The 25,726-nt window shown below is 41.6% G+C and carries 24 protein-coding genes and 2 tRNA genes; 5 read left to right on the top strand and 21 right to left on the bottom strand.

The window, feature by feature from the left end; all coding sequences use genetic code 11:
* Positions 1 to 162: 162 nt before the first annotated feature.
* Entirely contained in the window at positions 163 to 1,974 is a 1,812-nt protein-coding gene (typA, locus tag BCY91_RS06965) for a translational GTPase TypA (RefSeq protein ID WP_120181242.1), read from the bottom strand.
* Positions 1,975 to 2,096: 122 nt separating this feature from the next.
* On the opposite strand from typA, the gene BCY91_RS06960 reads away from it, so the two are divergent.
* A complete protein-coding gene (locus BCY91_RS06960) occupies positions 2,097 to 2,252 on the top strand; it encodes a FeoB-associated Cys-rich membrane protein (RefSeq protein ID WP_120181241.1) in 156 nt (51 codons plus the stop codon).
* 338 nt (positions 2,253 to 2,590) lie between these two features.
* On the opposite strand, the gene BCY91_RS06955 is transcribed toward BCY91_RS06960, so the two are convergent.
* On the bottom strand, positions 2,591 to 3,778 hold the full coding sequence (locus BCY91_RS06955) for a serine hydrolase domain-containing protein (RefSeq protein WP_120181240.1): 1,188 nt from the start codon (positions 3,776 to 3,778) through the stop codon (positions 2,591 to 2,593).
* 145 nt (positions 3,779 to 3,923) lie between these two features.
* Here BCY91_RS06955 and fumC point away from each other — a divergent pair, with 145 nt between their 5' ends.
* The 3 genes from fumC to BCY91_RS06940 all read left to right on the top strand — a co-directional run bounded on the left by fumC (position 3,924) and on the right by BCY91_RS06940 (position 6,394).
* Entirely contained in the window at positions 3,924 to 5,321 is a 1,398-nt protein-coding gene (gene fumC, locus BCY91_RS06950; RefSeq protein WP_120181490.1) for a class II fumarate hydratase, read from the top strand.
* Positions 5,322 to 5,386: 65 nt separating this feature from the next.
* Entirely contained in the window at positions 5,387 to 5,899 is a 513-nt protein-coding gene (locus BCY91_RS06945) for a hypothetical protein (RefSeq protein WP_120181239.1), read from the top strand.
* A 48-nt stretch (positions 5,900 to 5,947) separates the two neighbouring features.
* The gene (locus tag BCY91_RS06940) at positions 5,948 to 6,394 is read left to right on the top strand and encodes a low molecular weight protein-tyrosine-phosphatase (protein WP_120181238.1); all 447 of its coding nucleotides are present in this window, start codon (positions 5,948 to 5,950) and stop codon (positions 6,392 to 6,394) included.
* A gap of 52 nt (positions 6,395 to 6,446) precedes the next feature.
* Here the strand turns inward: BCY91_RS06940 and BCY91_RS06935 are convergent, their stop codons facing one another.
* Complete coding sequence (locus BCY91_RS06935) at positions 6,447 to 6,677, bottom strand: hypothetical protein (RefSeq protein ID WP_120181237.1); 231 nt, start codon at positions 6,675 to 6,677, stop codon at positions 6,447 to 6,449.
* A 64-nt stretch (positions 6,678 to 6,741) separates the two neighbouring features.
* On the bottom strand, positions 6,742 to 7,218 hold the full coding sequence (locus BCY91_RS06930; RefSeq protein ID WP_120181236.1) for an Lrp/AsnC ligand binding domain-containing protein: 477 nt from the start codon (positions 7,216 to 7,218) through the stop codon (positions 6,742 to 6,744).
* Between the two features lie 162 nt (positions 7,219 to 7,380).
* Between BCY91_RS06930 and BCY91_RS17580 the strand changes: the two genes are divergently transcribed.
* Positions 7,381 to 7,492: transfer RNA gene (locus tag BCY91_RS17580), tRNA-Asp, on the top strand.
* A gap of 704 nt (positions 7,493 to 8,196) precedes the next feature.
* On the opposite strand, the gene BCY91_RS06920 is transcribed toward BCY91_RS17580, so the two are convergent.
* The 17 genes from BCY91_RS06920 to BCY91_RS06835 form a co-directional block, all read right to left on the bottom strand.
* Positions 8,197 to 8,278: transfer RNA gene (locus BCY91_RS06920), tRNA-Leu, on the bottom strand.
* Between the two features lie 17 nt (positions 8,279 to 8,295).
* A complete protein-coding gene (locus BCY91_RS06915) occupies positions 8,296 to 8,829 on the bottom strand; it encodes an iron-sulfur cluster co-chaperone HscB C-terminal domain-containing protein (RefSeq protein ID WP_120181235.1) in 534 nt (177 codons plus the stop codon).
* 152 nt (positions 8,830 to 8,981) lie between these two features.
* Complete coding sequence (gene rseP / locus BCY91_RS06910) at positions 8,982 to 10,307, bottom strand: RIP metalloprotease RseP (protein ID WP_120181234.1); 1,326 nt, start codon at positions 10,305 to 10,307, stop codon at positions 8,982 to 8,984.
* A 74-nt stretch (positions 10,308 to 10,381) separates the two neighbouring features.
* Entirely contained in the window at positions 10,382 to 11,533 is a 1,152-nt protein-coding gene (locus tag BCY91_RS06905; RefSeq protein WP_120181489.1) for a 1-deoxy-D-xylulose-5-phosphate reductoisomerase, read from the bottom strand.
* A 21-nt stretch (positions 11,534 to 11,554) separates the two neighbouring features.
* Positions 11,555 to 13,057, bottom strand: a complete 1,503-nt coding sequence (locus BCY91_RS06900; protein WP_120181233.1) for a GH3 auxin-responsive promoter family protein — start codon at positions 13,055 to 13,057, stop codon at positions 11,555 to 11,557.
* 4 nt (positions 13,058 to 13,061) lie between these two features.
* Positions 13,062 to 13,850 (bottom strand): hypothetical protein, encoded by a 789-nt coding sequence (locus BCY91_RS06895; protein ID WP_120181232.1) that lies wholly within the window; start codon positions 13,848 to 13,850, stop codon positions 13,062 to 13,064.
* Positions 13,847 to 14,815: a glycosyltransferase gene (locus BCY91_RS06890; protein ID WP_120181231.1), complete on the bottom strand. Its 969-nt coding sequence runs from the start codon at positions 14,813 to 14,815 to the stop codon at positions 13,847 to 13,849. The genes BCY91_RS06895 and BCY91_RS06890 overlap by 4 nt, the downstream gene beginning before the upstream one ends.
* Positions 14,816 to 15,045: 230 nt before the next feature.
* Positions 15,046 to 15,588 (bottom strand): DUF1003 domain-containing protein, encoded by a 543-nt coding sequence (locus BCY91_RS06880; protein ID WP_120181230.1) that lies wholly within the window; start codon positions 15,586 to 15,588, stop codon positions 15,046 to 15,048.
* Positions 15,589 to 15,663: 75 nt separating this feature from the next.
* A complete protein-coding gene (locus BCY91_RS06875) occupies positions 15,664 to 16,620 on the bottom strand; it encodes a glycosyltransferase family 2 protein (protein WP_120181229.1) in 957 nt (318 codons plus the stop codon).
* Positions 16,621 to 16,690: 70 nt separating this feature from the next.
* Positions 16,691 to 17,251: a DUF4199 domain-containing protein gene (locus BCY91_RS06870; protein WP_120181228.1), complete on the bottom strand. Its 561-nt coding sequence runs from the start codon at positions 17,249 to 17,251 to the stop codon at positions 16,691 to 16,693.
* Positions 17,252 to 17,257: 6 nt separating this feature from the next.
* On the bottom strand, positions 17,258 to 17,926 hold the full coding sequence (locus BCY91_RS06865) for a hypothetical protein (protein WP_120181227.1): 669 nt from the start codon (positions 17,924 to 17,926) through the stop codon (positions 17,258 to 17,260).
* A 12-nt stretch (positions 17,927 to 17,938) separates the two neighbouring features.
* Positions 17,939 to 19,195 (bottom strand): dihydroorotase, encoded by a 1,257-nt coding sequence (locus BCY91_RS06860; protein WP_120181226.1) that lies wholly within the window; start codon positions 19,193 to 19,195, stop codon positions 17,939 to 17,941.
* A gap of 30 nt (positions 19,196 to 19,225) precedes the next feature.
* On the bottom strand, positions 19,226 to 21,250 hold the full coding sequence (locus BCY91_RS06855; protein WP_147387917.1) for a BatA domain-containing protein: 2,025 nt from the start codon (positions 21,248 to 21,250) through the stop codon (positions 19,226 to 19,228).
* 98 nt (positions 21,251 to 21,348) lie between these two features.
* A complete protein-coding gene (locus BCY91_RS06850; protein ID WP_120181224.1) occupies positions 21,349 to 22,368 on the bottom strand; it encodes a cytochrome-c peroxidase in 1,020 nt (339 codons plus the stop codon).
* 72 nt (positions 22,369 to 22,440) lie between these two features.
* Entirely contained in the window at positions 22,441 to 23,298 is an 858-nt protein-coding gene (locus tag BCY91_RS06845; RefSeq protein ID WP_120181223.1) for an MbnP family protein, read from the bottom strand.
* A 47-nt stretch (positions 23,299 to 23,345) separates the two neighbouring features.
* Positions 23,346 to 23,726: a hypothetical protein gene (locus BCY91_RS06840; protein ID WP_147387916.1), complete on the bottom strand. Its 381-nt coding sequence runs from the start codon at positions 23,724 to 23,726 to the stop codon at positions 23,346 to 23,348.
* A gap of 4 nt (positions 23,727 to 23,730) precedes the next feature.
* Positions 23,731 to 25,722, bottom strand: a complete 1,992-nt coding sequence (locus BCY91_RS06835) for a TonB-dependent receptor plug domain-containing protein (RefSeq protein ID WP_182995325.1) — start codon at positions 25,720 to 25,722, stop codon at positions 23,731 to 23,733.
* Positions 25,723 to 25,726 lie beyond the last annotated feature (4 nt).

The raw sequence follows: 25,726 nt of genomic DNA, 5'->3' as shown, positions 1-25,726 counted from the left end.
GATTGATTTTTAAGATTGAAAAGCGTTAATCCGATAGGGTTAGCGCTTTTTTGTTAGATAGATTTTAAAGCGTTCGGCCGGTTGCTAAAATTGTGTAAATCTGCTATCATAAAAAAAGCCCCAGATTATTTATCTGAGGCCTATATCTGTAAAAAAAAGTAATTATTGACTAATTAGCGCTTTGCCTTTTACTTTACGCTCATTTTCTGTTAGGTAAATTTTACGTAACCTGATGCTGGCGGGCGTTACCTCAATGTATTCATCTGCCTGGATGTACTCCATACATTCTTCCAAAGAGAATTTAATAGCAGGCGCAATACGCACGTTATCATCACTTCCAGATGCTCGCATATTGGTTAGCTGTTTTCCTTTGGTAACGTTAATTACCAAATCATTATCGCGGATATGCTCACCTAAAATCTGACCTTCATAAACATCCACACCCGGATCAACAAAGAAACGTCCTCTGTCTTGCAACTTATCGATAGAGTAAGCAGTTGTCATCCCTTTATCCATTGAAATTAATACGCCGTTTAAACGGCCAGGGATTGCGCCTTTCCACGGTTCATACGCTTTAAAACGGTGCGCCATAATCGCTTCACCGGCTGTAGCGGTTAAAATGTTGTTTCTTAAACCGATGATACCACGTGCCGGAATATCAAACTCCAAATGCTGTAAATCGCCTTTTGGTTCCATAATTAGCAACTCGCCTTTACGTTGGGTTACCAACTCAATCACCTTGCCCGAAACCTCTCCAGGAACATCTACAATTAAAGTTTCAATTGGCTCGCACTTAACACCATCAATAGTTTTAACAATTACCTGCGGCTGACCTACTTGCAACTCATAACCTTCGCGGCGCATGGTTTCAATTAATACCGACAAGTGAAGGATACCGCGACCGTAAACTAAATAAGCATCAGGCAAATCGGTTTCAACAACACGTAGAGCCAAGTTTTTTTCTAATTCCTTATATAAACGCTCGCGCAAACGTTGCGAGGTTACAAATTTACCCTCTTTACCAAAAAACGGCGAGTTGTTGATGGTGAACAACATATTCATTGTTGGCTCATCAATGCTGATTACCTCTAATTGTTCCGGATTTTCAAAATCAGCGATGGTATCACCAATATCAAAACCATCAATACCTACAACTGCGCAAATATCGCCGGCAGAAACTTCGCTTACCTTTACTTTGCCTAAACCTTCAAAGGTGTAAAGTTCTTTAATTCTTGATTTTACTACTTTACCATCTCTTTTCACCAAAGAAACCGGCATGTTTTCTTTGATAGTGCCACGCGCAACCCTGCCTATGGCGATACGGCCTACAAAAGAAGAGTAATCTAAAGATGTAATTTGCATTTGCAAAGTGCCTTCATTTACCGGTGCAGGCGGAATGTTTTCTAAGATGGCGTCCATTAGTGGGAAAAAGCTTCCTGTTGGCGTTTTCCAATCGGTGCCCATCCAACCTTGTTTAGATGAACCGTACATTACCGGAAAATCTAGTTGTTCTTCGGTTGCATCAAGGTTAAAGAAAAGCTCAAAAATTTGCTCGTAAACTTCTTCTGGGCGGCAGTTTTCTTTATCTACTTTGTTTACCACCACAATTGGCTTCAAACCTAAAGACAAAGCTTTTTGGGTAACAAAACGGGTTTGTGGCATGGCGCCTTCAAAAGCGTCGCAAAGTAGCAAAACACCGTCGGCCATTTTTAAAACACGTTCAACCTCGCCACCAAAATCGGCGTGACCAGGCGTGTCTATGATATTGATTTTAACGTCTTTGTACTTAACAGAAACGTTTTTTGAAACAATGGTAATGCCTCGCTCCCGCTCCAAATCGTTGTTGTCCAATATCAGCTCGCCAGAGTTTTCGTTGTCGCGAAAAATCGAGCAAGAATGTAAAATTTTGTCAACCAAAGTGGTTTTTCCGTGGTCAACGTGGGCGATAATCGCAATGTTTCTAATGTTTTGCATTCAAAAATAAGCTCTAAAAAAATTTTTGCAAAGGTAGGGTTTTCAAAGAAAAAAAAAGCATGCTAATCATTTGAATTTAAAATGACTATGTAATTTTTAGAATCGCTTAGTTTTGTAATACCATGAATGCACAGCAGATTATCGTAGGAGTTTTATTTTTAGGCGCTTTATTTTATATAGGCAGGCAAATTTACAGAAGCCTCAAATCTAAAAAAGGCTGCGCCAGCGGTTGCGGCAAATGCGGTGTTGATTTCTCTAAAATTGATCCCAAGGATTAATTCTCAGTATTCAATTTAAAGTAATTTATTCCCAGTTGCATGGCTTTTTAATAACAAAGCCTTGGTATAATGGTCTTTTAGCTAATTTTATTTGGACTTTTTTCCATCCCCCTGGATCTTAAAATTGAGTTTGTCAATGTAGAAATCTACTGTTTTCATTGGCAAAAAAAAGCCCTCTTTTAAGGACTTGGATCCTATGATTTCTCACATAGGAGGGGCAAGTCAGAAACATCGCAAAAATTCTACGATAATCACAAATTTTAAAGTCATTTTTTAGCCTTCCGAGCCTAAATCAAATTGTAGTTTTGGCGACAAGAGAAAACATGAGTGTTTACCATCTAGTCATCATCATTGCCCGCGCCCCTTCTCACAACGGGCATCCCTAAAATTTTGTAAACCTCATCAATTTGGTTAATGCTTCCGTTTACCAAATTGCTTAATATCACAATCACAATATCACGTTTGGTATCGCGCAAATAAATATGCCTGAAACCGTGCCACCAACCGGTATGGTAAACTACTTTTTCATTTTTTGCTGAGTCAACATAAATACGCCATCCCAAACCATAACCGAAGTAGGTATTGCGCAATTTGCTGTGCGGCGTATAAGCAGAATCTAATGTTTGCTGGTTTAACAAACGTCCGTCGCGCAAAGCGCGGTCAAACAAAAACAAATCTTCAACGGTAGAGTAAACCCCTTTATCGCCAGTGGTGCCGTCTAAAAAATCCTGCCTTACAGATCGTCTCCAAACCCTATCGTGCCCTACCACATCAACGGGAATTTTCTCATACTTTGCGGTAGAGTAAATGGCGGTGTTTTTCATCCCGCTAGGCTTAAAAATGTGCTCCTGCATGTAAATGTCAAAATCTTGCCCAGATACTTTTTCCACTATCGCCGCCAATAACATAAAATTGCTGTTGTTATAATGGAACTGGCGGTTGGGCGGAAAATAAGGCGCAGGTTTATGCTCGGCGTAAAGCCTAATTACATCTTGGTTGGTCATCCCTTTGTATTTCTGCTTCCAAATACCATCCGTAAAGTACACGTAATTGTTTAAGCCCGAGCGGTGGCTCAACAACATTTCTATAGTGATGCCTTTGTAAGGAAACTCCGGGTAAAACTCATCTACCGTTTGGGAAAGTTTCAATTTACCCTCCTCCATCAGCATCAGCACGGCTGTGGCTGTCATGGGCTTAGATACCGAAGCCAGCTGAAATTTCGAATCAATTTTTAACGAATCGCGGTGCAGATAATCGGCCCAGCCAAACGTGCCTTCGTAAATGATTTTTCCTTTTTTAGCCACCAGCACATTGCCGTTGTAATTGCGTTTGCGGTGAATTTCCTTAAAATACTCGTCAAGCTTTTTGTTATTGTTTGCCGGATCAAATATCAGCGCCAAGCTATCTTGCCTAGCGGTATCTATCAGCTTTTGTTTAGCTTTTTTTTCTTGCGAGCCCGACGAGAAGCAGGCACTTAATAAAACACAGGGGAATAGCAGCAAATAAACGGAACGTAATTTCAACATTTTAATTTTTAGAGAATTAAACGAGGGCGGAAAATAGAAATTATATCTGCAATTAAGCAAAGAGAGTTTTACACATTAGCCTGCCAATAATTGGGCTTTGACGGGCAAAAACACTAATTTTGCGGCCGTAACAAAAAGCAAACAAATGGAATACAGAATAGAACATGACACCATGGGCGAGGTAAAAGTTCCGGCAGAAAAATACTGGGGAGCACAAACCGAGCGTTCGAGAAACAATTTCAAAATTGGGCCAGAGGCTTCAATGCCAATCGAAATTATACATGCATTTGCTTATTTAAAAAAGGCGGCGGCGATGGCTAATGCCGATTTGGGCGTTTTATCGCCAGAGAAAAAAGACCTGATTGCCAAAGCTTGCGATGAGATTTTAACCGGCAGCTTAGATGATCAGTTTCCTTTAGTGATTTGGCAAACCGGCTCGGGCACACAATCAAACATGAATGCCAACGAAGTAATAGCCAACCGCGCACACGTTTTAAACGGCGGCTCCCTGGCCGATGACAAAAAAGTTTTGCACCCGAATGATGATGTAAACAAATCGCAATCATCTAATGATACTTTCCCTACGGCCATGCACATTGCCACTTATAAGCAAGTGATGGAAGTAACCATCCCAGGTTTAACGCTGTTGCGCGATACTTTAACGCAAAAAGCCGAAGAGTTTGCAAGCATTACCAAGACGGGGCGCACCCACTTTATGGATGCTACGCCTTTGACCTTGGGCCAAGAGTTTTCTGGCTATGCGCAACAAATCACCAACTCTATAAAAGCCATCAAAAATGCGTTAGAAGCAGTTAGGGAACTTGCTTTGGGTGGAACCGCCGTGGGCACGGGCCTAAACACGCCAAAAGGTTACGATTTTTTAGTAGCCAAACACATTGCTACATTAACCGGACTTCCTTTTATCACAGCGCCTAATAAGTTTGAGGCCTTAGCAGCGCACGATGCGATGGTAGAAATGTCTGGCGCTTTAAAAAGGGCAGCCGTTTCTTTAATGAAAGTTGCCAATGATATACGCATGTTAAGCTCGGGACCGCGCTGTGGCATCGGCGAAATTATTATTCCAGATAACGAACCGGGATCTTCCATTATGCCGGGCAAAGTAAACCCTACACAGCCCGAAGCTTTAACTATGGTTTGTGCGCAGGTAATGGGGAATGATGTAGCAGTTTCTGTAGGTGGCGCCACCGGCCATTTTGAGCTGAATGTTTTTAAACCGGTAATTGCTGCAAACGTTTTGCAATCGGCACGTTTAATTGGCGACGCCTGCGTATCATTTACCAATAACTGTGCGGTGGGCATACAGCCTAATTTGCCAGAAATTAAGAAGCATTTGGAAAACTCGTTGATGTTGGTAACGGCTTTAAACCCGCACATCGGTTACGAGAATGCGGCCAAAATTGCTAAAAAGGCGCATAAAGAAAACAAAACTTTGCGCGAAGCAGCAGTAGAATTAGGCCTACTAACTTCCGAACAGTTTACCGAGTGGGTAAAACCAGAAGCCATGGTAGGTTCTTTAAAATAAAAATGCATTTTAAGCTTACGAGGCATTAGCCTTGTAAGCTTTTTTTATACGATTAAAAGCTAAGCATGTTTGCTAACTGCATCCAACAATCAGCACTAAAAATTATTCTTTTTGCAACTTTGGTTGTTCTTTTTTTATCGGCTTGTAAATTTAACAAGCTAGAGCAATCTACCGGCGACGCTTATTTGCAAGGCTTATGGCAAGAAGATGCTTTGCTGAAACACGAGGATTTGGTAAGCTGGCAAAGTTTCCGCTTTAAATTCACCTGCGATTCTTTTTACGCTACCATCCACAATGTTTCTAAAGTTAATTTAGACGGCGGCCCCTGTTACCAAGAAGGCAATTGGGACGAGTACGCAAAAGGTTATTACAAAGTAGTGGGCGATACGCTAAAGTTTGATGGCAATTTTGTGGATGCGGAATTTAAGTACAAAACCGTTGGCAGTTGCTATCGCAATGGCAAATTCACAGATTTATTTTTGATTACAGCAAAAACAGATTCCGTTATCCATCTAAAAAACCTGCAAACCGGCACTACGCAACAACTGCTTTTACAGCAAAAGCTGGTATGTAAATAAGCAAGCGTTTGGCGCGATAAAAATTCTCAACACTTTATAAAAAACGATATGAAGATTTTAATGGTCTGCTTAGGCAATATTTGCCGTTCTCCGCTCGCAGAAGGTATTATGCGACATTTAGCTGATGCGCAAGGCTTAAACTGGCAGGTAGATTCGGCCGGAACAGGCAACTATCACATCGGCAAAAAGCCGGACCATAGATCAATTAAGGTAGCCAAAGCACATGGTATAGATATTTCTGCACAGCAAGCACGGCAGTTTAGCGTGGCAGATTTTGACAGTTTTGATGTGATTGCGGTAATGGACGAGCAGAACTACCGGGATGTAATGCGATTAGCTGAAAATGATAGTCAGCGGGAAAAAGTAAGGTTATTGATCAAAAACGAAATTGTGCCAGACCCTTATTATGATGATGCCCTTTTTGCACCCGTATATGATTTGATTGAAAAGAATTGCGTTTCGCTACTAGCAGAACTTAAAACGCAAAACAGGTAGATGTTTTTAAGCGCTGACCGTGTGTGTCAGCGCTTAGTTTTTGAAAATGCCTTTACTCTTGGGTTTTCGTAGGCTTTTTATCAAGTTTGGGTTCATTTTCTAAATCGGAAAACTGCTTGTCCTCATCTCCGTTTTTTTCTTTGTAAGAACCCTCACCTTTATCGTCTAAATTCTCTTTCCGGCGTTCAGACTCTTCCTTTGCACGTTGCATCTGCTCTGCCGTGCGCTCGTCGTGCGTATGTTGCATAGGCCCCGACTCCCATTTTTTCTCTTTATTTTCCATGGCGATATCTTTTGATTTAGAGCCTATAAATCAAATCCACTGCCAATTTATAGCAGATGCTTAATTACTTTAAGGTGATCTGGCGCTTGATGCTCTCTTCTAAAGAGATAAACGTTTCTGTGCGTTGTATGCCTTGCACCGCCTGAATTTTATCATTTAACACATGGCGCAAGTGTCCAGTATCTCTACAGATAATTTTTGCAAACATAGAGTAGCCACCGGTGGTATAATGCAGTTCTACAATCTCCTTTATCTTCTTCATCTCTTTAACTGCATCATGATAAATGGAGCCCTTCTCTAGATAAATACCCAAAAAAGCGGTGATATCATAACCCACTTTTTGCGCGTCTACAATCAGGTTTGAGCCTTTGATAATGCCCATATCCTGCATTTTCTTCATGCGCACGTGGATGGTTCCGCCAGAAACGATGAGTTCTTTGGCAATTTCGGTATAAGCCGTGGTGGCATCGTTCATCAAAATCGACAAAATGTCGATATCCAAATTATCAATTTCTAAATTAGGTCGTGATTTATCTGCCATGCTTTAACGAATATTAATATTAAACAAGTATAAATAAAAAATTAATAAAAGTTACAAGAATTTATTGAAATATTTGCAACGAATTAGAATTCGCCTTACATTTGTAGTGTACAATAAATCAAAGGGGCAAGCCCGATGATAAAATTGAAACAAAAAATACACTGTAGGGTGGTGAAATTGGCAGACACACCTCCTTGTCTCGGTGGCGAAGGTTTGGGAAATAGCAGCAATGTGAAATAACCACTTCGTGTAGGTTCGACTCCTACCCCTACAGCCCTTTCGTTTAATTTAGGTTTATAATTGGTTAGTTTAAGCTCCACTCTCCCCGTTTGGAGCTTAACTGTTTTATAAGGTTTTGTAAATCTAAATCTTCCATTTCAATTACGGCATGTATTTATTGTTGAAAGTTGTTAAGGCGCAATTTGTTGTTGTCAGGTTTTTGCCGAACCTCTTAGACGCAAATGAGCTCGGTCCTACGCTTATTGTGTTTATAAACCCACTGACGACGGGTCTGCATCGGTAACTAAAAATCGTGGATCAAGCGGAAAAGGGGAGCAATGAAATTTCATTTCTTTGTACCGGATTAACGATTCCTATTTTGACTCAAGCCTGCAATTACCTTAATCAGTTTATTACTTCCAGAAGGTATTCTGGATTATTTCGAAATTAACTAAACTCGACAAAGAATCATCTTTTAAAACTGTTTCTAGACCTGTTCAGGCAAATTATTTATCTATACTGAATTCTTCATCAACCGCCAACAAACGCTTCAGCGGAATCTTTCAATGCTAAAGTCAAAGCTGCTTTCAGGGCAACATCCAGAGGAGTCACAGATATCAAATTCTTCCTATTCAGGCTCTCAAAAATCTATGCGTAAATCTAAATCCCCCAACGTTTCCGCTTGATCCATCTAGATGCCCGTTTAACAGTTTGGAATAAAATAAAGCCCCGATGTTCATCAAAACATCGGGGCTTTTGTACCCAGGGCCGGGGTCGAACCGGCACATCCGAAGATATTGGTGTTTGAGACCAACGCGTCTACCAATTCCGCCACCTGGGCATTTAATGAACATCAGTTCATTTTCGGTGTGCAAACTTATCAATTGATTCTCGTATTCGCAACAAATATTTTTTTCTATACCAAATATCTTTAATTTCTGCCAGCTTCTGTGCCTTCACATCCTCATTAGTATTCTCAAAATCAGCAGTTAAGCTTAACAGTTCTTTGTTTAGTGTTTGTTCAACCGCGCTCACATTTTTTTGCAATTCGGCTTGTTTTTGGGCATCGGGTTCAAACTCCAGATCCATAATGGCTTCATTGATTTCCATCATCTCCATTAAAAAATCTTGCGGAAGCTGATATTTTTCTCCCTCTGTTAAAACGCCTTTTTCTGTCAACACGTAAGGCAATAGCTTCTCAGGATTTGATAGGGTTTGGAAAGCCTTGTTGTTGAGCGTGGATAAATCTAATATCTCCTGTTGTTTCTCTTCCGGCTCGTTCACAAAAAAATCTGGATGATAGGCCTTACTGAGCTCATAAAACTTCTTTTTCACCAAGTTTTGATCCGGACAAAAAGAAAGCGGTATGTCGTAAAATTTAAAATAGTCCATTTTTCAAAGTAAAAAGTGAAAAGTAAAAATTCAAAAAGCCTATCTTTCAAAGTAGAAGGTGAAAAGTAAAAATTCAAAAGCCCGGATAGCAATTCAGAAAACTTTATCCCAAGCCCTATACCTCAAACCTACACCCCAAGCCTTATACCTGCCTATTTAGTAAACGCCTTAAAAATATCGTTACCCAATACAAACACCATTAAAGAGGCTAAAATCACGAAACCCACCATTTGGGCGCGTTCCATAAATTTATCGCTCAACGGTTTGCCCTTTATCATTTCTATCAGCAAAAACATGGCGTGTCCGCCATCTAAGGCTGGTATTGGTAATAAGTTCATCAGCGCAAGCGCCATAGAAAGCAAACCGGTAATTCCCCAAAATTTCACCCAATCCCAAGTACCGCCGTATAATTTACGGGCAATTTCTACTGGGCCAGAGAAAGCTTTGTTTGCTTTTACCTCTCCTTTTACCACCTTGCCCAAACCTTTGGCATTATCTATTAGCGAGCCCCAAGCCTTGGACGCGCCGGCAGGCAAAGCGGCCATTAAAGAATAATCTTGCGTGCGGGTTTGTATATAGCTATAATCAAAAGCAAAACCGATGGTGCCATCTGCCGTTACCTGCACCGGCAACTGTAACATCTGGGTATCTCGGCGCACCAGCAAATTGGCGGTCTTGCTTTTCACATCGGCTAAAAGCGTACGCAACTGATCAGAGTAAACCGCTTCTTTTCCGTTAACTTCCAAAATTTGGTCGTTGCTTTTTAAACCCGCTTTTTCGGCGGGGCTGCCCGGCATTACCTCGCCCACTTTAGAGATAATACGTGGCGATACAAACTCGGCAATCCCAAAATCAGATACCGTATTTAAAATATTTGCTGGGATAGCAATCTGCTTTTCTTCGCCGTTGCGCAGTACGGTGAGGGTCGAGTTGCCCATCAACACATCAGAACTTTTGATATCTTCAAAACGCTCTACTTTTTCGCCGTTAATTTCTTCAATTTTATCGCCGGGCTGCAAGCCTATCTGCTGCCCAACAATGCCGGGCGCTATACCATATTTTAACTCGCTGTTTGGGATGTATGTTTCGCCGTATTTGAAAGTTAGCATCCAAAAAATAAAAATACCCAAAATAATATTTACGGTAACACCGCCCAACATCACTATTAGGCGTTGCCAAGCCGGTTTTGCCCTAAATTCCCAATCTTTTACAGGTTGTGCCATGGCTTCGGTATCCATAGATTCGTCTATCATACCCGCAATTTTCACATATCCGCCCAGTGGCAACCAACCGATACCGTACTCGCAATCTTTATATTTTATGCTGAAGAGCTTAAAGCCCCAAGCATCAAAAAACAGGTAAAACTTCTCTACTTTAATCCCGAAAGCCCGGGCCGTTAAATAATGCCCTAACTCGTGCAACACCACCAAAATAGAAAGCCCCAAAATTAGCTGGGCTATCATCACAATTACATCCATTTCTTTTTTTTATAGTTTGACTCTTAACCTTAATTCTTGTTACCAAATATCCCCCAGTACCCTATACTCACTACTCATACCGCCCCAACCAGTTCCTGCGCAAAAATGCGTGTTTGCCTATCCGTTTCAAAATAATCTTCTATACTCGGCTCTTTTACATAGTCCAGTTTAGCCATACAGGTTTCTATCACTTCGCTCATTTGTAAAAAACCGATGCCGTCTTTTAAAAATTCGGCAACTACAACTTCATTTGCCGCGTTAATAATGCAGGGCATATTTCCGCCTTTTTCCAATGCTTCAAATGCTAAGGCCAAATTTCGGAAGGTTTTGGTATCTGCCGCCTCAAAAGTTAAGCTTGGATAATCCCAAAAGTTGAAGCGTTTAAAATTGTTTGCAACGCGGTTAGGATAGGCCATAGCGTACTGAATTGGCAATTTCATATCGGGCAAGCCCATTTGTGCTTTCATAGAACCGTCTGTGAACTGAACGATAGAATGCACAATTGATTGTGGATGCACAATTACATCAATCTGGGGCACAGACAGGTTAAACAGCCATTTGGCTTCTATCACCTCCAAACCTTTGTTCATTAAGGTAGCCGAGTCAATCGTGATTTTAGCGCCCATAACCCAGTTTGGATGTTTTAAGGCCTGGTGGCGAGTAACTTCCGAAAGATAGGCGAAATCTTTACCGCGAAACGGTCCGCCGGATGCGGTGAGGTAAATTTTCTCGACCGGACTTTTTTCGCCCACTAAACATTGAAAAATTGCCGAATGCTCAGAATCTACGGGTAAAATATCTACGCTGTGCTGTTTAGCCAAAGCGGTAACAATATCACCGGCAACCACCAAGGTCTCTTTATTCGCTAGCGCGATATGTTTGCCGGCCTTAATTGCGCTCATGGTGGGTTTTAAACCGGCAAAACCTACCAATGCGGTTAACACCATTTCCGTTTGGGGCAACAACACCGCCTCGCAAAGTGCTTCTTCGCCCGCTTTTGCCTCAATTCCGCTGCCAGCTAATGCTTCTTTTAAAATTTGATATTTCTGCACATCGCCTATCACCGCTACTAAGGGTTTAAATTTTAAAGCCTGCCGGATAAGCAAATCTACATTGCTTTGTGCCGTTAGCACCGAAACCGCAAAAAGTTGCGGGTTGGCTTCAATTACTTCTAGCGCCTGCGTACCGATACTGCCTGTAGAGCCTAAAATGGCAATATGCTTAATAATATTTGATGACAATGTTTGTTATTTTTTGATGTATGCACTTAGCTTATCTGCCAATAAACGTTCGTTAGCTAGGCGGGGCACTTTATTTTGACCGCCCAACTTCCCTTCGCCGCGCATGAAGTTGATAAATGCATCTTTCTCTAGTTCACGTATAACCAACGGTTGCAAAACCGCTCCGCTAATTAAATCTTTGTAATATATGTTTTTTTGCTGTAATGCGTGGTCAACCGCTGAAGCGAAGGCATTTAAATCTGCCGGTGCTTTAACAAACTCCACAAACCACTCGTGGTAAGGCAGTTCGCCTTTTGGCGGATTTACCTGTGGCGCAACCGTAAATTCGGTAATTTCTAGCCGATGCTCTTTCGCCACGTTTAGCAGCGCCGCTTCCACCTCTTCGCCAATCACATGCTCGCCAAAAGCAGAAATATAATGTTTAATGCGGCCCGTAACCAATAATTTATAAGGGTTTTTGCTCACGAATTTCACCGTGTCGCCTAAAGAATAAGCCCATAAACCGGCGGTGGTGCTTAACACGATGGCGTAGTTTTTATTCAGCTCCACCTCGCCTAAACTCAAGCGGCTCGGCTGCGCGTTATAATATTCATCTGCCGGAATAAATTCATAAAAGATACCGGCATCTGCCAATAAAAGCAACGATTTATCTTTTTGGCTGTCCTGAAAAGCGATAAAACCTTCGGAAGCCGGATAAGTTTCAATGCTATCTATCTTAAAACCGATGGTTTCTTCTATCCTGGCTCGGTAAGGCTCGTAATTTACGCCACCGTAAACAAACAGCTTAAAGTTGGGGAAAACATCCTTGACCTGCTGTTTCGCGGTTTTAGCCAGCAAACGGTCAAAGTACATTTGGCACCAAGGCGGAATGCCCGAAATCAGGCGCATATCTTCTTTGGCCGTTTCCTCTACAATGGCATCAACTTTTTGTTCCCAATCTTCAATGCAGTTTACCTGATAGCTGGGCAAACGGTTTTTTTGCAAATAGGCAGGTACATGGTTGGCCACAATCCCGGATAAACGTCCGAAGGCGATGCCCGATTTTTTCTCCATTTTAGGACTTCCCTGCAAAAAAATCATCTTGCCATCTACAAAATCGGCTTTGCCGGTCTCGTGAATGTAGCTTAACAAAGCGTTGCGCGCGGCTTTGATGTGCTGTGGCATGGATTCTTTAGAGATTGGGATATATTTTACGCCAGATGTAGTGCCCGATGTTTTTGCAAAATACAGAGGTTTGCCGGGCCAAAGCACATCTTCCTCTCCGTGTAAAACTTGTTCTATATAAGGTTTTAAATCTTCATAATCTGCCACGGGCACGCGGGCTTTAAAATCTTCGTAGCTTTTTATAGATGCAAAATCATGATCGCGCCCAAATTTAGTTGCGGCTGCTTTTTTTATGAGCAGTTGTAAAGTTTTCTCTTGTGCAGCAGGCGCACTGTATTTCCATCGATTGATATCGCGCACAGCCACAGCGGCAAAAAGCTTCGAAAAAAATGCCTTAATACCCATGCGGTTAAATGATATTGGTTAAAATATCCGGTTCTTGAGTGCCTTTGTATTCCTCCATCATCTTACGGTAGGCCACGGTTAGGGCAACAACAGACAGAGGGACAACCACAAAAGAGCTTAAAATGCTGACAAAAGTGGCGATCACCGTTAGCTCGAAATAGTTTAGTACCAGATACATCACCTGAAAAAACCCAAGTACAAAAAGCAATAACAGTATTTTGGTAAAATTGCCTTTGGTAATGGCTAAACTTAGCTTTAAAGATTTAAAAGGAGTTTCGTTTTTATCGATGATAAAGAAAGGAAAAAAAGAAATACGCAACCAAGTAACAAAAATGGCAACTAAACCTACTGATATAGCCAAATTTACCAATAACTGAAGTTTAATTCCGGTATAAATAAACGGAAACACCAATAAAGCCACCACAACGTAAACCGCTAAAATGCACAGGGTAAAATAAAAACTGCCGATTAGGAAACGTATAATCTGCGTTTTTGAAGGCAAAGTGCCAGCTAAACTCACTTCCTCGGCCTCATGATCTAACAGGTGAAAAATAAATTTAAACAGCGATAAGTTGATGATGAGGTATGCCGTAATGAAAATAATGAAAAACAATACGTTTAATGCCGGGTTAATGTCTTTCAAAAGCATCGACATTAAGCTGGAAAAACTTAGCGTAGCAAACATCAAGAAACAAAGCAGGGCAATAGAAAAGTAATGGTTTTTTGTGATGTGCCACGCCTTGCCCATCACCTCGTTCACCGAAAAAGTACTTTGTTTTAAAAACTCTATCATTTATTAAAAATAATCTTCCTCACAAATTCCTGCATAAAACCCATGCCATAGGCAACTAGTTGTATTAAAGACGCAAAGATGCTCAAAAATGCAACTTTTAAAGACTTATTTATATATAATGAATCGAAAAAAATGGATAATAAATAAATAAGGAGAAATAAATTACAAACCTTTGCGAAGGGCAAGGCTAACAAATTAAAAATCACCGTAAAAGCTAAGCCCAGCGTAAAAACAACGGGTAAAAAATGTACGGTTTTTAAAGTATCTGGATAGCGTTTGTACAGCTGGATGCGGGTGCGCCCAAAAGAGTGCACCTGTTTCCAGAACTGGTAAAACGATGTACGCCGTTTATGGTAAACTTTTGCATCGGCAATTAATTCAATTTTAAAACCGGCCTGGTGAATGCGCCTAGATAAGTCCATATCCTCGCCCATGTTGGTAAGGTGGAAACCGCCTGTTTGCTCCCAAACTTTGCGGGATATGCCCATATTGTAGCTCCGCGGATGGTATTTACCTCCGGCATTTTTTGCTTTGCTGCGGATGCCTCCTGTGGTTAAAGAGGAAGTCATGGCATAGCTGAGCGCCTTTTGCATGGGCGAAAAAGAAGGGTGCGCTGCATCTGGCCCGCCATAAGCATCTAACTGGTGCTGCTGCAGATAATGGTTAACTATCTCCAGATAATTGGACGGAATAAGGCAATCTGAATCAAAAAAAATGAAGAAATCTCCTTTTGCTTTGCTGAAACCGAAGTTGCGCGCAAAGCCCTGACCCTCATTAGTTTTATAGTAATAGCTGATATTTAGCTGCGATGAAAAGGATTTCACGATGTCTTCAGCTTTATGGGCAGAGCCGTCTTCGATCACCAAAACCTCAAAATCTGTGTAAGTTTGTTGTGTTAAACTTTCTAAAAGCTCTTTAATTTCTTGCGGGCGGTTGTAAAGTGGGATGATGATGGAGAAAGGCATTGTATTTATAGGTTTAAAAACAATATCGGTTAAAAAAATGTCCCCTTGAAAATTTAGACTGTTTATTTATCACGTTTTCTACCTCTTCTATTAGTTTTTGTTTATCGGGCAGAATGGTGATGTATTTTGATGCGAACACATTAGGCTCTCAGTATCTTGTTATAGAAAACCATATCGACATAATAATGATTATTGTTTATCGTAATCCGTTGTTGAGTTTTAAAAAAAGCTTATCGGTTATCGCTAACCTTTTCTTCCAGCTTTTTTAAAATCTCCAACTGCTTAGCTTGGCTCTCGAACAAGGTTTTAATTTGCTCCTCTAACAAAAAGTCGATCTTCTGGTTTAAAGCGTTAATTTCTAGTTCGGCTTTTAGGTTAACCATGTAATCGTTCTCACTGCGTTTGCGGTCTTTTTCTTCCTGACGGTTTTGGCTCATCATAATAATTGGTGCTTGCAGTGCTGCCACGCAAGATAAAATCAGGTTCATCAAAATAAAAGGATAGGGATCAAAATTGTCTTTTATCGGCGTAAGCGTGTTAAACAAAATCCAGAAGAGCAAAAGGAATAAAAACGAAACGATAAATGCCCAGCTTCCGCCAAATTTTGCCACGCGGTCCGATATGCTTTGCCCTTTGGTAAGCATCTCTTTAGGCGGATTTGCAAGATTATTGGTAATCAGTTTTTCTTCTTCGATTACCTTTTTTACAATTTCTTGCAACTTGCGGATTTGCTCGTTGTTGGCCGAAACCAGCTTTTCTATATCAACATCCATGATTTGATTTTTTATCTTAAAGTCCGTTGTCCGCCGTCGGTAAATCCGCTACCAAGCACGTAACACACTGGCCGCCTAACCAATCTCTTTCTCTATCTGATAAATGTTCCGGTTGGATGAACTGCGAGAGACCAGCTCGGCCACAAAACCTGTTAAAAACAGTTGCGAGCCAACAACAACAGCCACTAAAGCGATGTAAAACAGGGGCTGGTCGGTTACTTCGCGTGTAATTTTGATGTGGTTGGCAATGTTATAAAGCTTTTCACCGATAATCCATAGCGCCATTACGGTGCCCACCAAAAAGCTGAGCACGCCCATTGAGCCAAAAAAGTGCATGGGTCTTTTGCCAAACTTACCCACAAAAAATATGGACAATAAATCTAAAAAGCCGTTAATGAAACGGCTAAAACCGAATTTGGTAGTGCCGTACTTACGTGCGCGGTGCTCAACTACCTGCTCTTCAATTTTCTTAAAACCGGCCCATTTTGCAATTACCGGAATGTAGCGGTGCATTTCGCCATAAACCTCAATGTTTTTGACTACTTCTTTCCGGTACGCTTTTAAACCGCAATTGAAATCGTGCAGATTGTATATGCCCGACATGCTGCGGGTGGCGGCGTTAAAAAGTTTTGTTGGGATGGTTTTGGTTAGCGGATCGTAACGCTTTTTCTTCCAGCCGGAAATTAAATCGAGCTTTTCTTCTTTGATGCGGCGGTACAATTCCGGGATTTCATTTGGCGAATCTTGCAAATCGGCATCCATCGTAATCACCACATCGCCCTGTGCGGCATCAAAACCTACATTTAAAGCGGCAGATTTACCGTAGTTTCGCCTAAATTTTATGCCTTTTACCTGCGGATGTGCAAGGTGTAGCTCCTCGGTTTTTTCCCACGAGCCGTCATCACTGCCATCGTCAATAATGATTATCTCATAGCTAAACCCGTTTTTTTGCATTACCTCTTTTATCCAAGCGCAAAGCTCGGACAAAGATTCAACTTCGTTATAAGCAGGTACAACTACCGATATATCCATGTTTTTATTTGCTAAATAAAGGGTGTTTTAATGGTGCGAGGGTTTCTTTCTTTAATTAAATAGAATGCTCTTACTCCTCTCCCTCAACCGGCGCAAACATGGGCGGGTTCTTTTTAAAAATAGCGGCAAAAATCAAAGAAAACACGAAGCCAACCAAAATTGCAATCACCAAATTTTTAAAAAAATCGCCAAATGTAGGCAGGTACTGCGCCTTTAAACTTTCTAAAGATTTCTCAATCGCCTCATCCAGCTGGTCGCCACTCATCCCCATTTTTTCAAAAGTAGAGGTAATACCGTCCTCCACATAAGTTTTAACTTTATCATAAGCTCCCGGCTCTATAAATCGGTAAAAAACAAAATTGAATACGCTAGACGACAAATTTGCGATAACCGACATGATAAAAATCCCGCTTAAAGCTTCTTTAAAGGTCCAGTAACCGCCTATTTTTTTACGCATATCAAAAGTGAACACCACGTAAATAATTAAGCTAATGAAGGTGATTAATATGCCGTACCAAGTAGCGCCCAAAAGCTGGGGCGCCGCGTAATAGGTAATTAACTGGATGGCAATGGTGATGGCGGCAATAACCAACCCATTGCTGATGGCTGTTTTCTTTAAAAGTTCTGTCATACGGTTTTAAGATTTAAAGTTTAATAGCAAAGACAGCACGGCAGCATCAAAAGCTGGGTCTTCGCTTAAATCTGAAAATTCCTTAATGGCTTGCGCATCTGGTTCTATATCATAAAAGTAAGCCATCAGCGGATAAAAAATATCGCGGATTTCAGAGTCTTGAGAAAGGTTTCTGGATACGCGGGCAATCTCCTCCAAACTGCTGTCCATCAAAATCTGATTGGCAATTACATCTTCATAAATGCGGTGCTCGTCTTGGAATTCGTCATCATCAACCAACAAAAACTCTTTCAAAAAGTCTTCTAAAGAAGGTTCTATATCTTCGTCTTCGCACTCATTTAAATATAAGAGCAGGTTCAAAAGTTCGGTGCCACGGTCCAAAGTTTCTTCTTCAATGGCCGCCCATTCTTCCGAGTCTAAATAATCTGCATCTAATTTCTTTGCATCCTCGGCAAAAAAGTTCACCAGCAATAAATCAAAAGTGATTTCGCGCAAGGGGTCTAAGGCTGGCGCATCGTCAAAAACAGCATCCATCAAGGTAACTTTCTGCAAAAAATCGGCGCCACCGTTAAAAACTTCATTTAGTTTACCCAGTTCTTTTTGTGCCGATACCTGCTCTAAACTGGCAAAGGTGTTAAAAAGACTTTCGAGGGCGTTTTTCACTTTAGTATCCATAATTGTTTTCCGTTAGTAGCTAAATACTTGATTATTATTGCAAGTTAACCAAACTTTTCCGTTTAATTGTTGACCCAAAAACGGACTGTTTGCAGATTTTGAATAGTTTATAGAGGCTTGATAATCCCACGAGCTGGCATCAAACAACACCAAATTGGCATTTTTGCCAACTGCGATACTTGGCACCGGCAAACCTAAAATCTTGCGCGGATTAAGCGCAAGTTTTTCAACAATTTGTTCTTCATTTAAACCGGCTTGCAACAGTAAAGGCAAAACGGTTTGCAAAGCGATTATACCAAATTTGGCAATTTCAAACTCCACTTGCTTAAACTCAATTTCTTGTGGGTGGTGTTGCGATACAATGGCGTCGATAGTGCCGTCTTTTAAACCTTGCAATAAAGCATCAACATCTGCCTGCGTGCGCAAAGGCGGTTTTACCTTGTAATTGCTGTCGAAACCTGCAACCGCATCGTCTGTTAACACCAAATGGTGCGCGGCAACATCGCAAGTGACTTTTGCGCCTTGCTTTTTTGCGTTGCGAATTAATTCTACCGCGTGGGCAGTAGAGATTGTAGAAAAATGGATGCGACTATCGGTATAAGCGGCCAAGTACAAATCGCGCACAATCATTAATTCTTCGGCTAAGTTTGGGATGCCTTTCATGCCCAAAAAAGTACTCATGGCGCCTTCGTTCATTTTTGCACTGCCGGCAATAGAAGCATCTTCTGGGTACGATAAAACCAAAGCATCAAAACCTTTGGCATATAGTAAAGCGCGTTCCATCAGTCCGGCATCTTGTACGGCTTTATTTCCGTCTGTAAAAGCCACAGCGCCAGACTGGCGCATATCGTACATCTCGGCCAAATCTTTCCCTTCACGCTTTTGCGATATACATCCGTACGGAAAAATATCTACCAAGTTCCCTTTTGCGCGGTTGATTAAATATTCCACTTGCGATTTAGAATCTGTTGGCGGATTGTTGTGCGGCATTAACGCCAAACCTGTAAATCCTCCCGCCGCAGCGGCTTTACTGCCCGTTTCAAAGTCTTCTTTGGTTTCAAAACCTGGCTCGCCAAAAGTGGCGTTTAAATCAAAAAAACCTGGTGCCAGAAACTTTCCCTCACCGCTAATCAGCTGCGCATCTGTACCTAAATTTTGCCCTATTGCTTCAATTTTGCCTTCGTTAATTAAAACGTCGACGGTTTTTAAATGCTGTGGCGATGCCGGATCAATGATTTTACAAGCTTGGATAATGATTTTTTGAGGCATAATACGGATGCTTTTGATGTGCTTGGGATGTTAGCTTTTGTACCGAACAATAAATATTTCTGCAGCCAAACATACCAGCGCCAAAATTATGCAAAGTTTCCAAAACGACGCACCTGTAGCTAACTGTTTTATTTGGGCAGCAGTAATTTTTTCTTTGGCCTTGATGATGGATGCCCCTGAAACGCCAAATTTTTGGGCCAGTTCCGTATCCGAATAAAAGGCCATAGCAGATTCTTTTGCATTTTGGTTGAGCGCAAAAACCTGCAATAAACTGTCGGCAAGCTTTAGCTGATAAAAACCGCTTCGCGTCAGCTGATCCGCGAAATATACGTTTGCGCCGGCTTGGCTATTTTGATAATTGGGGATAATTTCTGTGCCCTCGCCATAAATTTTCATTACTTGTTTATCGCCAAGCGGAATGCTGTTTAACCTAATATTTTCATCGGCGCCAAGCGTATAATACATTTTCTGGGGATTGAAGCTGAGCAGCGCCGCTTTGAATAAAAAGGGCAAAAACAGTGCGTGTTGCGTAAAATTGCTGGCTTCTGCTTCCAAGGGTAAAAACGAAAGGTATATTTTGCCTTTACCCAAACTGTAAGCACTCAATAAATTATCTGAAACGGTGCCGCGCAACAAAACCTGCCGAGTGCTGCGCGTAAGGCTAGAACTTTGGAAAAACATATTCGCTTGTGGCAAATCCAACTGCTGCGGCAACTGCTCAAAAACATCATTAAAAACCGGATGTTGCAAATTTATATTGGTGGCGCGGTTTTCTTGCTTATCTAAGCTTTGCGGAAAATCTGTTTCTAAGCTTTGTAAAAAACGTTGGTAGCTAAGCAAATCTGCGCTAAGCGGAATAAAAACGGCTAAACTGCCGCCGTTGCTTACATATTGCCGCAACTGCTGGGCTAAACCGGGCGCAACCTCCGTTAAATTTTCTAAAATCACCAGTTGCTGGCTGGCAAGTTTACTGTAATTTAGTTGCGATTGGTCAATTTGTGTTAGCTTAAAAAAATCATCAGTACCGTAAGCCGCGCCAATTGCTTTTACCGGCTTTTGGTGGTACAGCGCCGTGATATTTGCTTGCTTTTGTAAACTGAAGGCAAAAAGCAGCTGATCATCAAACGTGATGGGATAATCTTTGATTTTAAGTTCGGCTTGTTGCCATTGCCCCCGTAAGCCCGAGAATTTTAAGGTATCTAAAACGGTAGCATTTGCATTGATGTTTGTGGTGCCCAAAGCCTGTTGCGAGCCGTTGATGCCTAAACTGACGGAAAGGTTTTCTACCTTTTTATCGGAATGGTTTTTAAGCCGGTAAACTAGGCTTTCCGACTGGCCTTCGCGGTGGAATGGGCTGATGAAGTAAACAGAATCTACCGAAATATTGGGCAGCGGATTTGCCTTTAAGGGCACTAGGTTGAGGCGTATGCTGCTATCGGTTTTTATAGGTTTGGAATTGCTTTCCTTTTGAAAATCGGAAATTAAAAAGGCATAACGGTTGCCTTGATGCTGATTTTGCAGAAAAACGCTTTGCCGCGCCACCACCTGCTGATAGCTAGGCGAAAAAGCAGTGATTTTTGTTTGTTCCAACGCTTCCAGAAATTCATCTTTACTTAAGAGCCTAGTATTGTTGCTTTCTAAATTACTGGTTAACAGTTGATAGCGTGTGTTTAAATCAAAGGCTTCGGTAAGGTCTGTTGCGCTACGTTTTGCTTCATCCAATAAGCGCCCCTGTGCATTTACCGCTTCCATAGAATAGGAATTATCCACATAAACACTCACTACATTGTTTTGGGACTGTGGCGGGGCCTGCTCTGTTTTTAAATAAGGTTGCGCAAAAGCAAGCACTAAAAAAATGATGGCTAAAATACGTGCGAGCAACAATAAACGCTCTTTTAGCTGGCGCGCCGCAGCGCTTTTAGCTTCTACAGATTGCAAAAAAGCAACGTTGGTAAAGTACACCTTTTTAAACCTGCGGAAATTGAAAAGGTGCACCGCAATGGGAACGGCAATAAAAAACAGCCCGTACAAGAAGTTTGGAAACAAAAAGCCCATTGCTACCAAAGATAGAAAAAATGGTTTGCTGTGGCGGTAAAGAGGGATAACGATTTCAGTAATCTTGCGCTCCAAAAACCCAAAATATCCGCAATTGGCTAGCGCCCCACAAAATCCTTATCACTTAAGGTTTTAATAAAGCTGATGATGTCTTGCTTTTCCTGCGCGCTAAGCGGTATCCTGTTGCCGTTCTGCTTTAAAATGGGGTCAAGGTTATCCGCGTCTAACACGCTTTTATCAAAATAATCTAAAACGTCCATTAAGGTCGCAAACTGCCCGAAACTGCCATACGGTGCAGTGTACTCGGCATTGCGTAAAGAGGGTACGCGGAAACGCATAAAATCAGCTTCGGCACCGCTTACGCGTGCGCGTCCGGCTTCTTCTGTACTGGGGTTTAGCGGAAAACCGACGTTGCGGAAGCTTTGGTCTGTAAAAAGCTCGGTACTGTGGCAACTTTCGCACTTCACTTTAAAGGCTTGGTAACCGCGGGCTTCACTTTCTGTAAATTGTTCGCCTTTAAGTTTCACACGGTCGTACTTGCTGTTTGCCGAAATTAGGGTGTATTCGTATTGGGCAATGCTGCGGTAAATCCTTTCCTGCTTAACGGCATCATCGCCGAATGCTTTTTTAAACAGCACTTTATATTCGCTATCGTTTTTAATTTTATCCACCACTTCTAAAATGCTCGAGTTCATCTCCTCGTGCGTAATAATGGGTACTAAAACCTGGTTTTCTAAGGCCAGCTTTGCGCCGTCCCAATTATAAAATTTCATAAACGCCATGTTTTGGATAGGTGGCACGTTACGCAAACCTACCCTACCCTCAATACCCAAAGCTTGGATATTATTATCTGCGAAAGCATTGCCTTGTTTGTGGCAGCTTGCACACGAAACGGTATTGTTGGCGCTTAAACGTGTATCATGAAATAGCTTTTCGCCCAGTTGAACACCATATTTAGTGGGCTTGTTGTTTTCTATAGCGTTGTTTAGCGTAGGAAAGCCTTCCGGAATTTTTAAGCTTATTTCAGGATTATCAAACTTAAAAGGCGCGGCAATATCATCGCGTTTACACGCATATAATGTGCAAAAAAGTGCCGTCAAAAAAACTATCTTTTTCATCGCGACTTGATATTCTTTAAAAAGAGCAAGCAAAACTTTCACTTGCTCTTCCTATCTGCCAAATGGTAAACACTAATTTTTTACGCTGGCAATTGAAAACATACCCGATAAATCGCTGGTACCGTTACCGCCCAAATTGTCAACATATTTTACCATGTTTACAGCCGTGTGAACGCTTGGTACGGCGTTGTCACCGCCCAAAGCAATGGTATTGGTTTTTCCGCTTAGCAGTTTATCAAAATCTGCTTTGATGGTGATTTTTGGTGCATTTTTACCTACAACGGCAAGCTTTGGCAAGCTTAAAGTAATATCGCGGTAAGCATCAACACCTTGGGTATAGGTAGCTTCATCGCCGTTTGTACCTTCTACCGTGCTTCCGGTATGTATGGATAAGGTTTTGTTATCTGTATCATAAAAACCCTCTATTTTGGTAAAGCGGTAACCGGCTCCCCACTCCCACATCATTTTGGTATCATTTGCGCCGGCTGCCGCATAAAATTTAGGAAATTTCGCCTCGTTTAAGGTGTTTAAATCGGCCTTTACGCCTAATCCAAACTTAATTTGTTTGTACTCGCCTACCGGAATATTGCCTAAAACGTAATCTAAACTTTGGGCTTTTGCTTGATTTATCACGGTAGCGCCCTCATCTAAATTGTTAATGTTGTACGGTATTGCGGTACCGTCCGCTTTAATTACGCGGATATTACTGATGACGTATTTCAGCTCCGAAAAGTGGTGCACTTGCCCATTGGCAGAGGCATTTACAGTTGCCGTGCTGGATGCCGCATCGCCCAAAACAATAGTTTTATCTTTAAAGGTATTGTTGAAGTGCAGATTGATGTTATTGGCTACCGGATCTTTATCTTTTTTACAAGAAACAAAAACAGAAAGAGCAAGTATTAAGAAACTATATTTTTTAAGTGTGTTCATTCTATATTTTTTTATGATGGTTTTTTCATATTTCTGATTATTTTAATTTATGCCTTAGTAGAGCCGGGCGATGGCGGTGGCACAAAAATTTTGGGATGCGGACTTGCGTAAAAACCAATTTGATGAATTTGTTTACGGATTCGCATCTGTGATATAGGGCTTTCTAAATCGAAATCTGTACTTTGCAATTGCAGCATTTCTACTTTATGATGCGTTTCCGTTGATTTAGAGTTTGCCTGCTCCGCATCTTTCAAACGCTTTTTTAGCTGGCAAACGCCATAGCAATGCATCTGAGGTTTTAATTTATTGATGCACAGCTCACGTTCGATTGTTTTTTGGTTCAGCTGAAAGTTGATAACGATGATAGCCTGCTGAAAACCTATCAGCAAGCTTAAAAACATCATTAAAAAACTTATAACCTGTTTCAAAGGGTTAAAATTTAAATTTTAACGAGGTGTAAATATTACGGCCCATGCGCGGGATGTTGCCCCAATCTGCATAGGTGCTGTAATATTGGTTCAAAAGATTTTCGGCGGCTACCTGTAAAACGGCACTCACATTTTTTAGCTTAAAGCTGTAATCTGCCGATAGATTTAAAACGGTGTAAGCCGGCGTGGCATCTTCGCCGTACTCCGGACTGTAATTCTTCTGTTCCAAATCGCCGTTTACGGAAGTTTGGAACTTAAAATCACGGTATCGGTAACTAAGCGAACTTTGGTAGCTTAGGGGACGGATGAAAGGCAAATTGCCACCTTTTTCGTCCGTTGCGCGGGCATAGGTTAAAGTACCTTTCCAGCCTAAGTTTTCTAAAATATTGTAATTGGCATTCAAGCTAAAGTTAAACAGCTGGGCATGGCTTAAAGATGTATAGCCTTTTACACCTACAGATTGGTAATTCATCGGGCTTCCTAAACTTAGCACCCTGCCAATAATATAGTTTTGGATACTAAACACATTCACTTTGGCTTTAATCCCAAATTTTTCGTTTTTAAACCCTGCGCTGGCATTCGCTTCGTAAGAAATTTCGTTCTTTAAATTGGGGTTGCCAATGTAATCATAGCGGTCAAAACTGTTATAAATGTAATAGCCATAAGCTTCTGATACAGAGGGCGCGCGGTGACCGTAACCAGTACCTACAGAAAAATCAAACTGGTTAAGCTTTAACTGATAGCTGGCGTGCAAGCTGGGCAACAACCTTGTTTTCTGCTGGGGCGCACCGGGATGAAAAATCCAGTTAAACTCTACATATTTAGAGCGGTTGTAATTTAAACCCAAAGCACCACCGAAAAGCAAGCTGCTACGGGCAGAAAAATCCCATGAGTTATTAATAGAAAGCCCGCCATAACGCGTAGTCACCCACGGCCAGCTATAAGCAAACATTGTTTTTTTGCTGCGGTCTTGCGGATACATCGTCATCTCGGCAATAGATCGGTTATCATACAAATTCAGCTGCACCTCCGAGCTTATATCGCCACGGATAAAATTAGCTTTGGCCAGCATACCGTACGTGGTGCTCCAACCGGGCATATCCATGTGCACTAAGTTTTCGGAACGCTTGGTATCATCCATATAATGTTCTAAAGCATTAAAATAAATTTTGGTATCCAAGGCGCGCAACCAACCGTCTTTAAAAAGCTGCTTGTAAGTGGCAGAAGTAATAAGGGCGCGCGAAAGCCATAAATCCATCGGCAAAGCGGGGAAACCAACATTATCTGCACGGTCAAAAATGGCATCTAGCCTTACAGAAGAAAGCGGACTGGTTTTATAAGCTAAGCCTAAAGAGCTATTGAACTTTTGGAACTGCGAGTGCTTTACCTTATTGCTATAACCATCGTAATAATTACCGGCCTTGCGGAAAGCTATGCTTCCATCGGCCACTAATTTATCGGTAGAGTAAGCCACGTTACCCAAGTTAAAAAACTGGCTGTTGTTAAATTCAAAACCAGTTTGGTAGCTGCCGTTCCATTTTTTATCGAGCCCGAAGGGCGTGCTGCGCCTCGTCATGTCAATACTGCCTCCTATAGTAGCGCCGTGCATATTCCCTCCTTGTCCCGATGTTACGTCGACCGCAGATAGGTTATTGCTTTCCACGTAAGAAGTAATCGGGTCCATTTTATCTGTGCAGGCTCCAAAAACGTGCATCCCATCAATAGTAACCGTCGTGCGTTCGGTGCTCATGTTATTTAGCAGAGGTTCCCAAGCGTATGCCCCACGTTTAATAAAGCTGATGTTATCTGCCGTGGCCAAAAATTCATCAACCGTAACTGCCATCTTCATATCGGTTTCAATTTTCTTTTTGGCGTTGGCGGTTACTTTTACTTCTTTCAACAACTTGGTGCTATCGTTAAATATCGATGGGGCTTGTGCGTTTACTTTTATCCCAAGCAAAAGCATTAAAAAGGCAGTGAGGGTGCTCTTCTTCATATCG

The organism is Pelobium manganitolerans (assembly GCF_003609575.1).
Taxonomy (GTDB): Bacteria; Bacteroidota; Bacteroidia; order Sphingobacteriales; family Sphingobacteriaceae; genus Pseudopedobacter; species Pseudopedobacter manganitolerans.
This window is presented reverse-complemented; position numbering and strand designations above follow the sequence as displayed.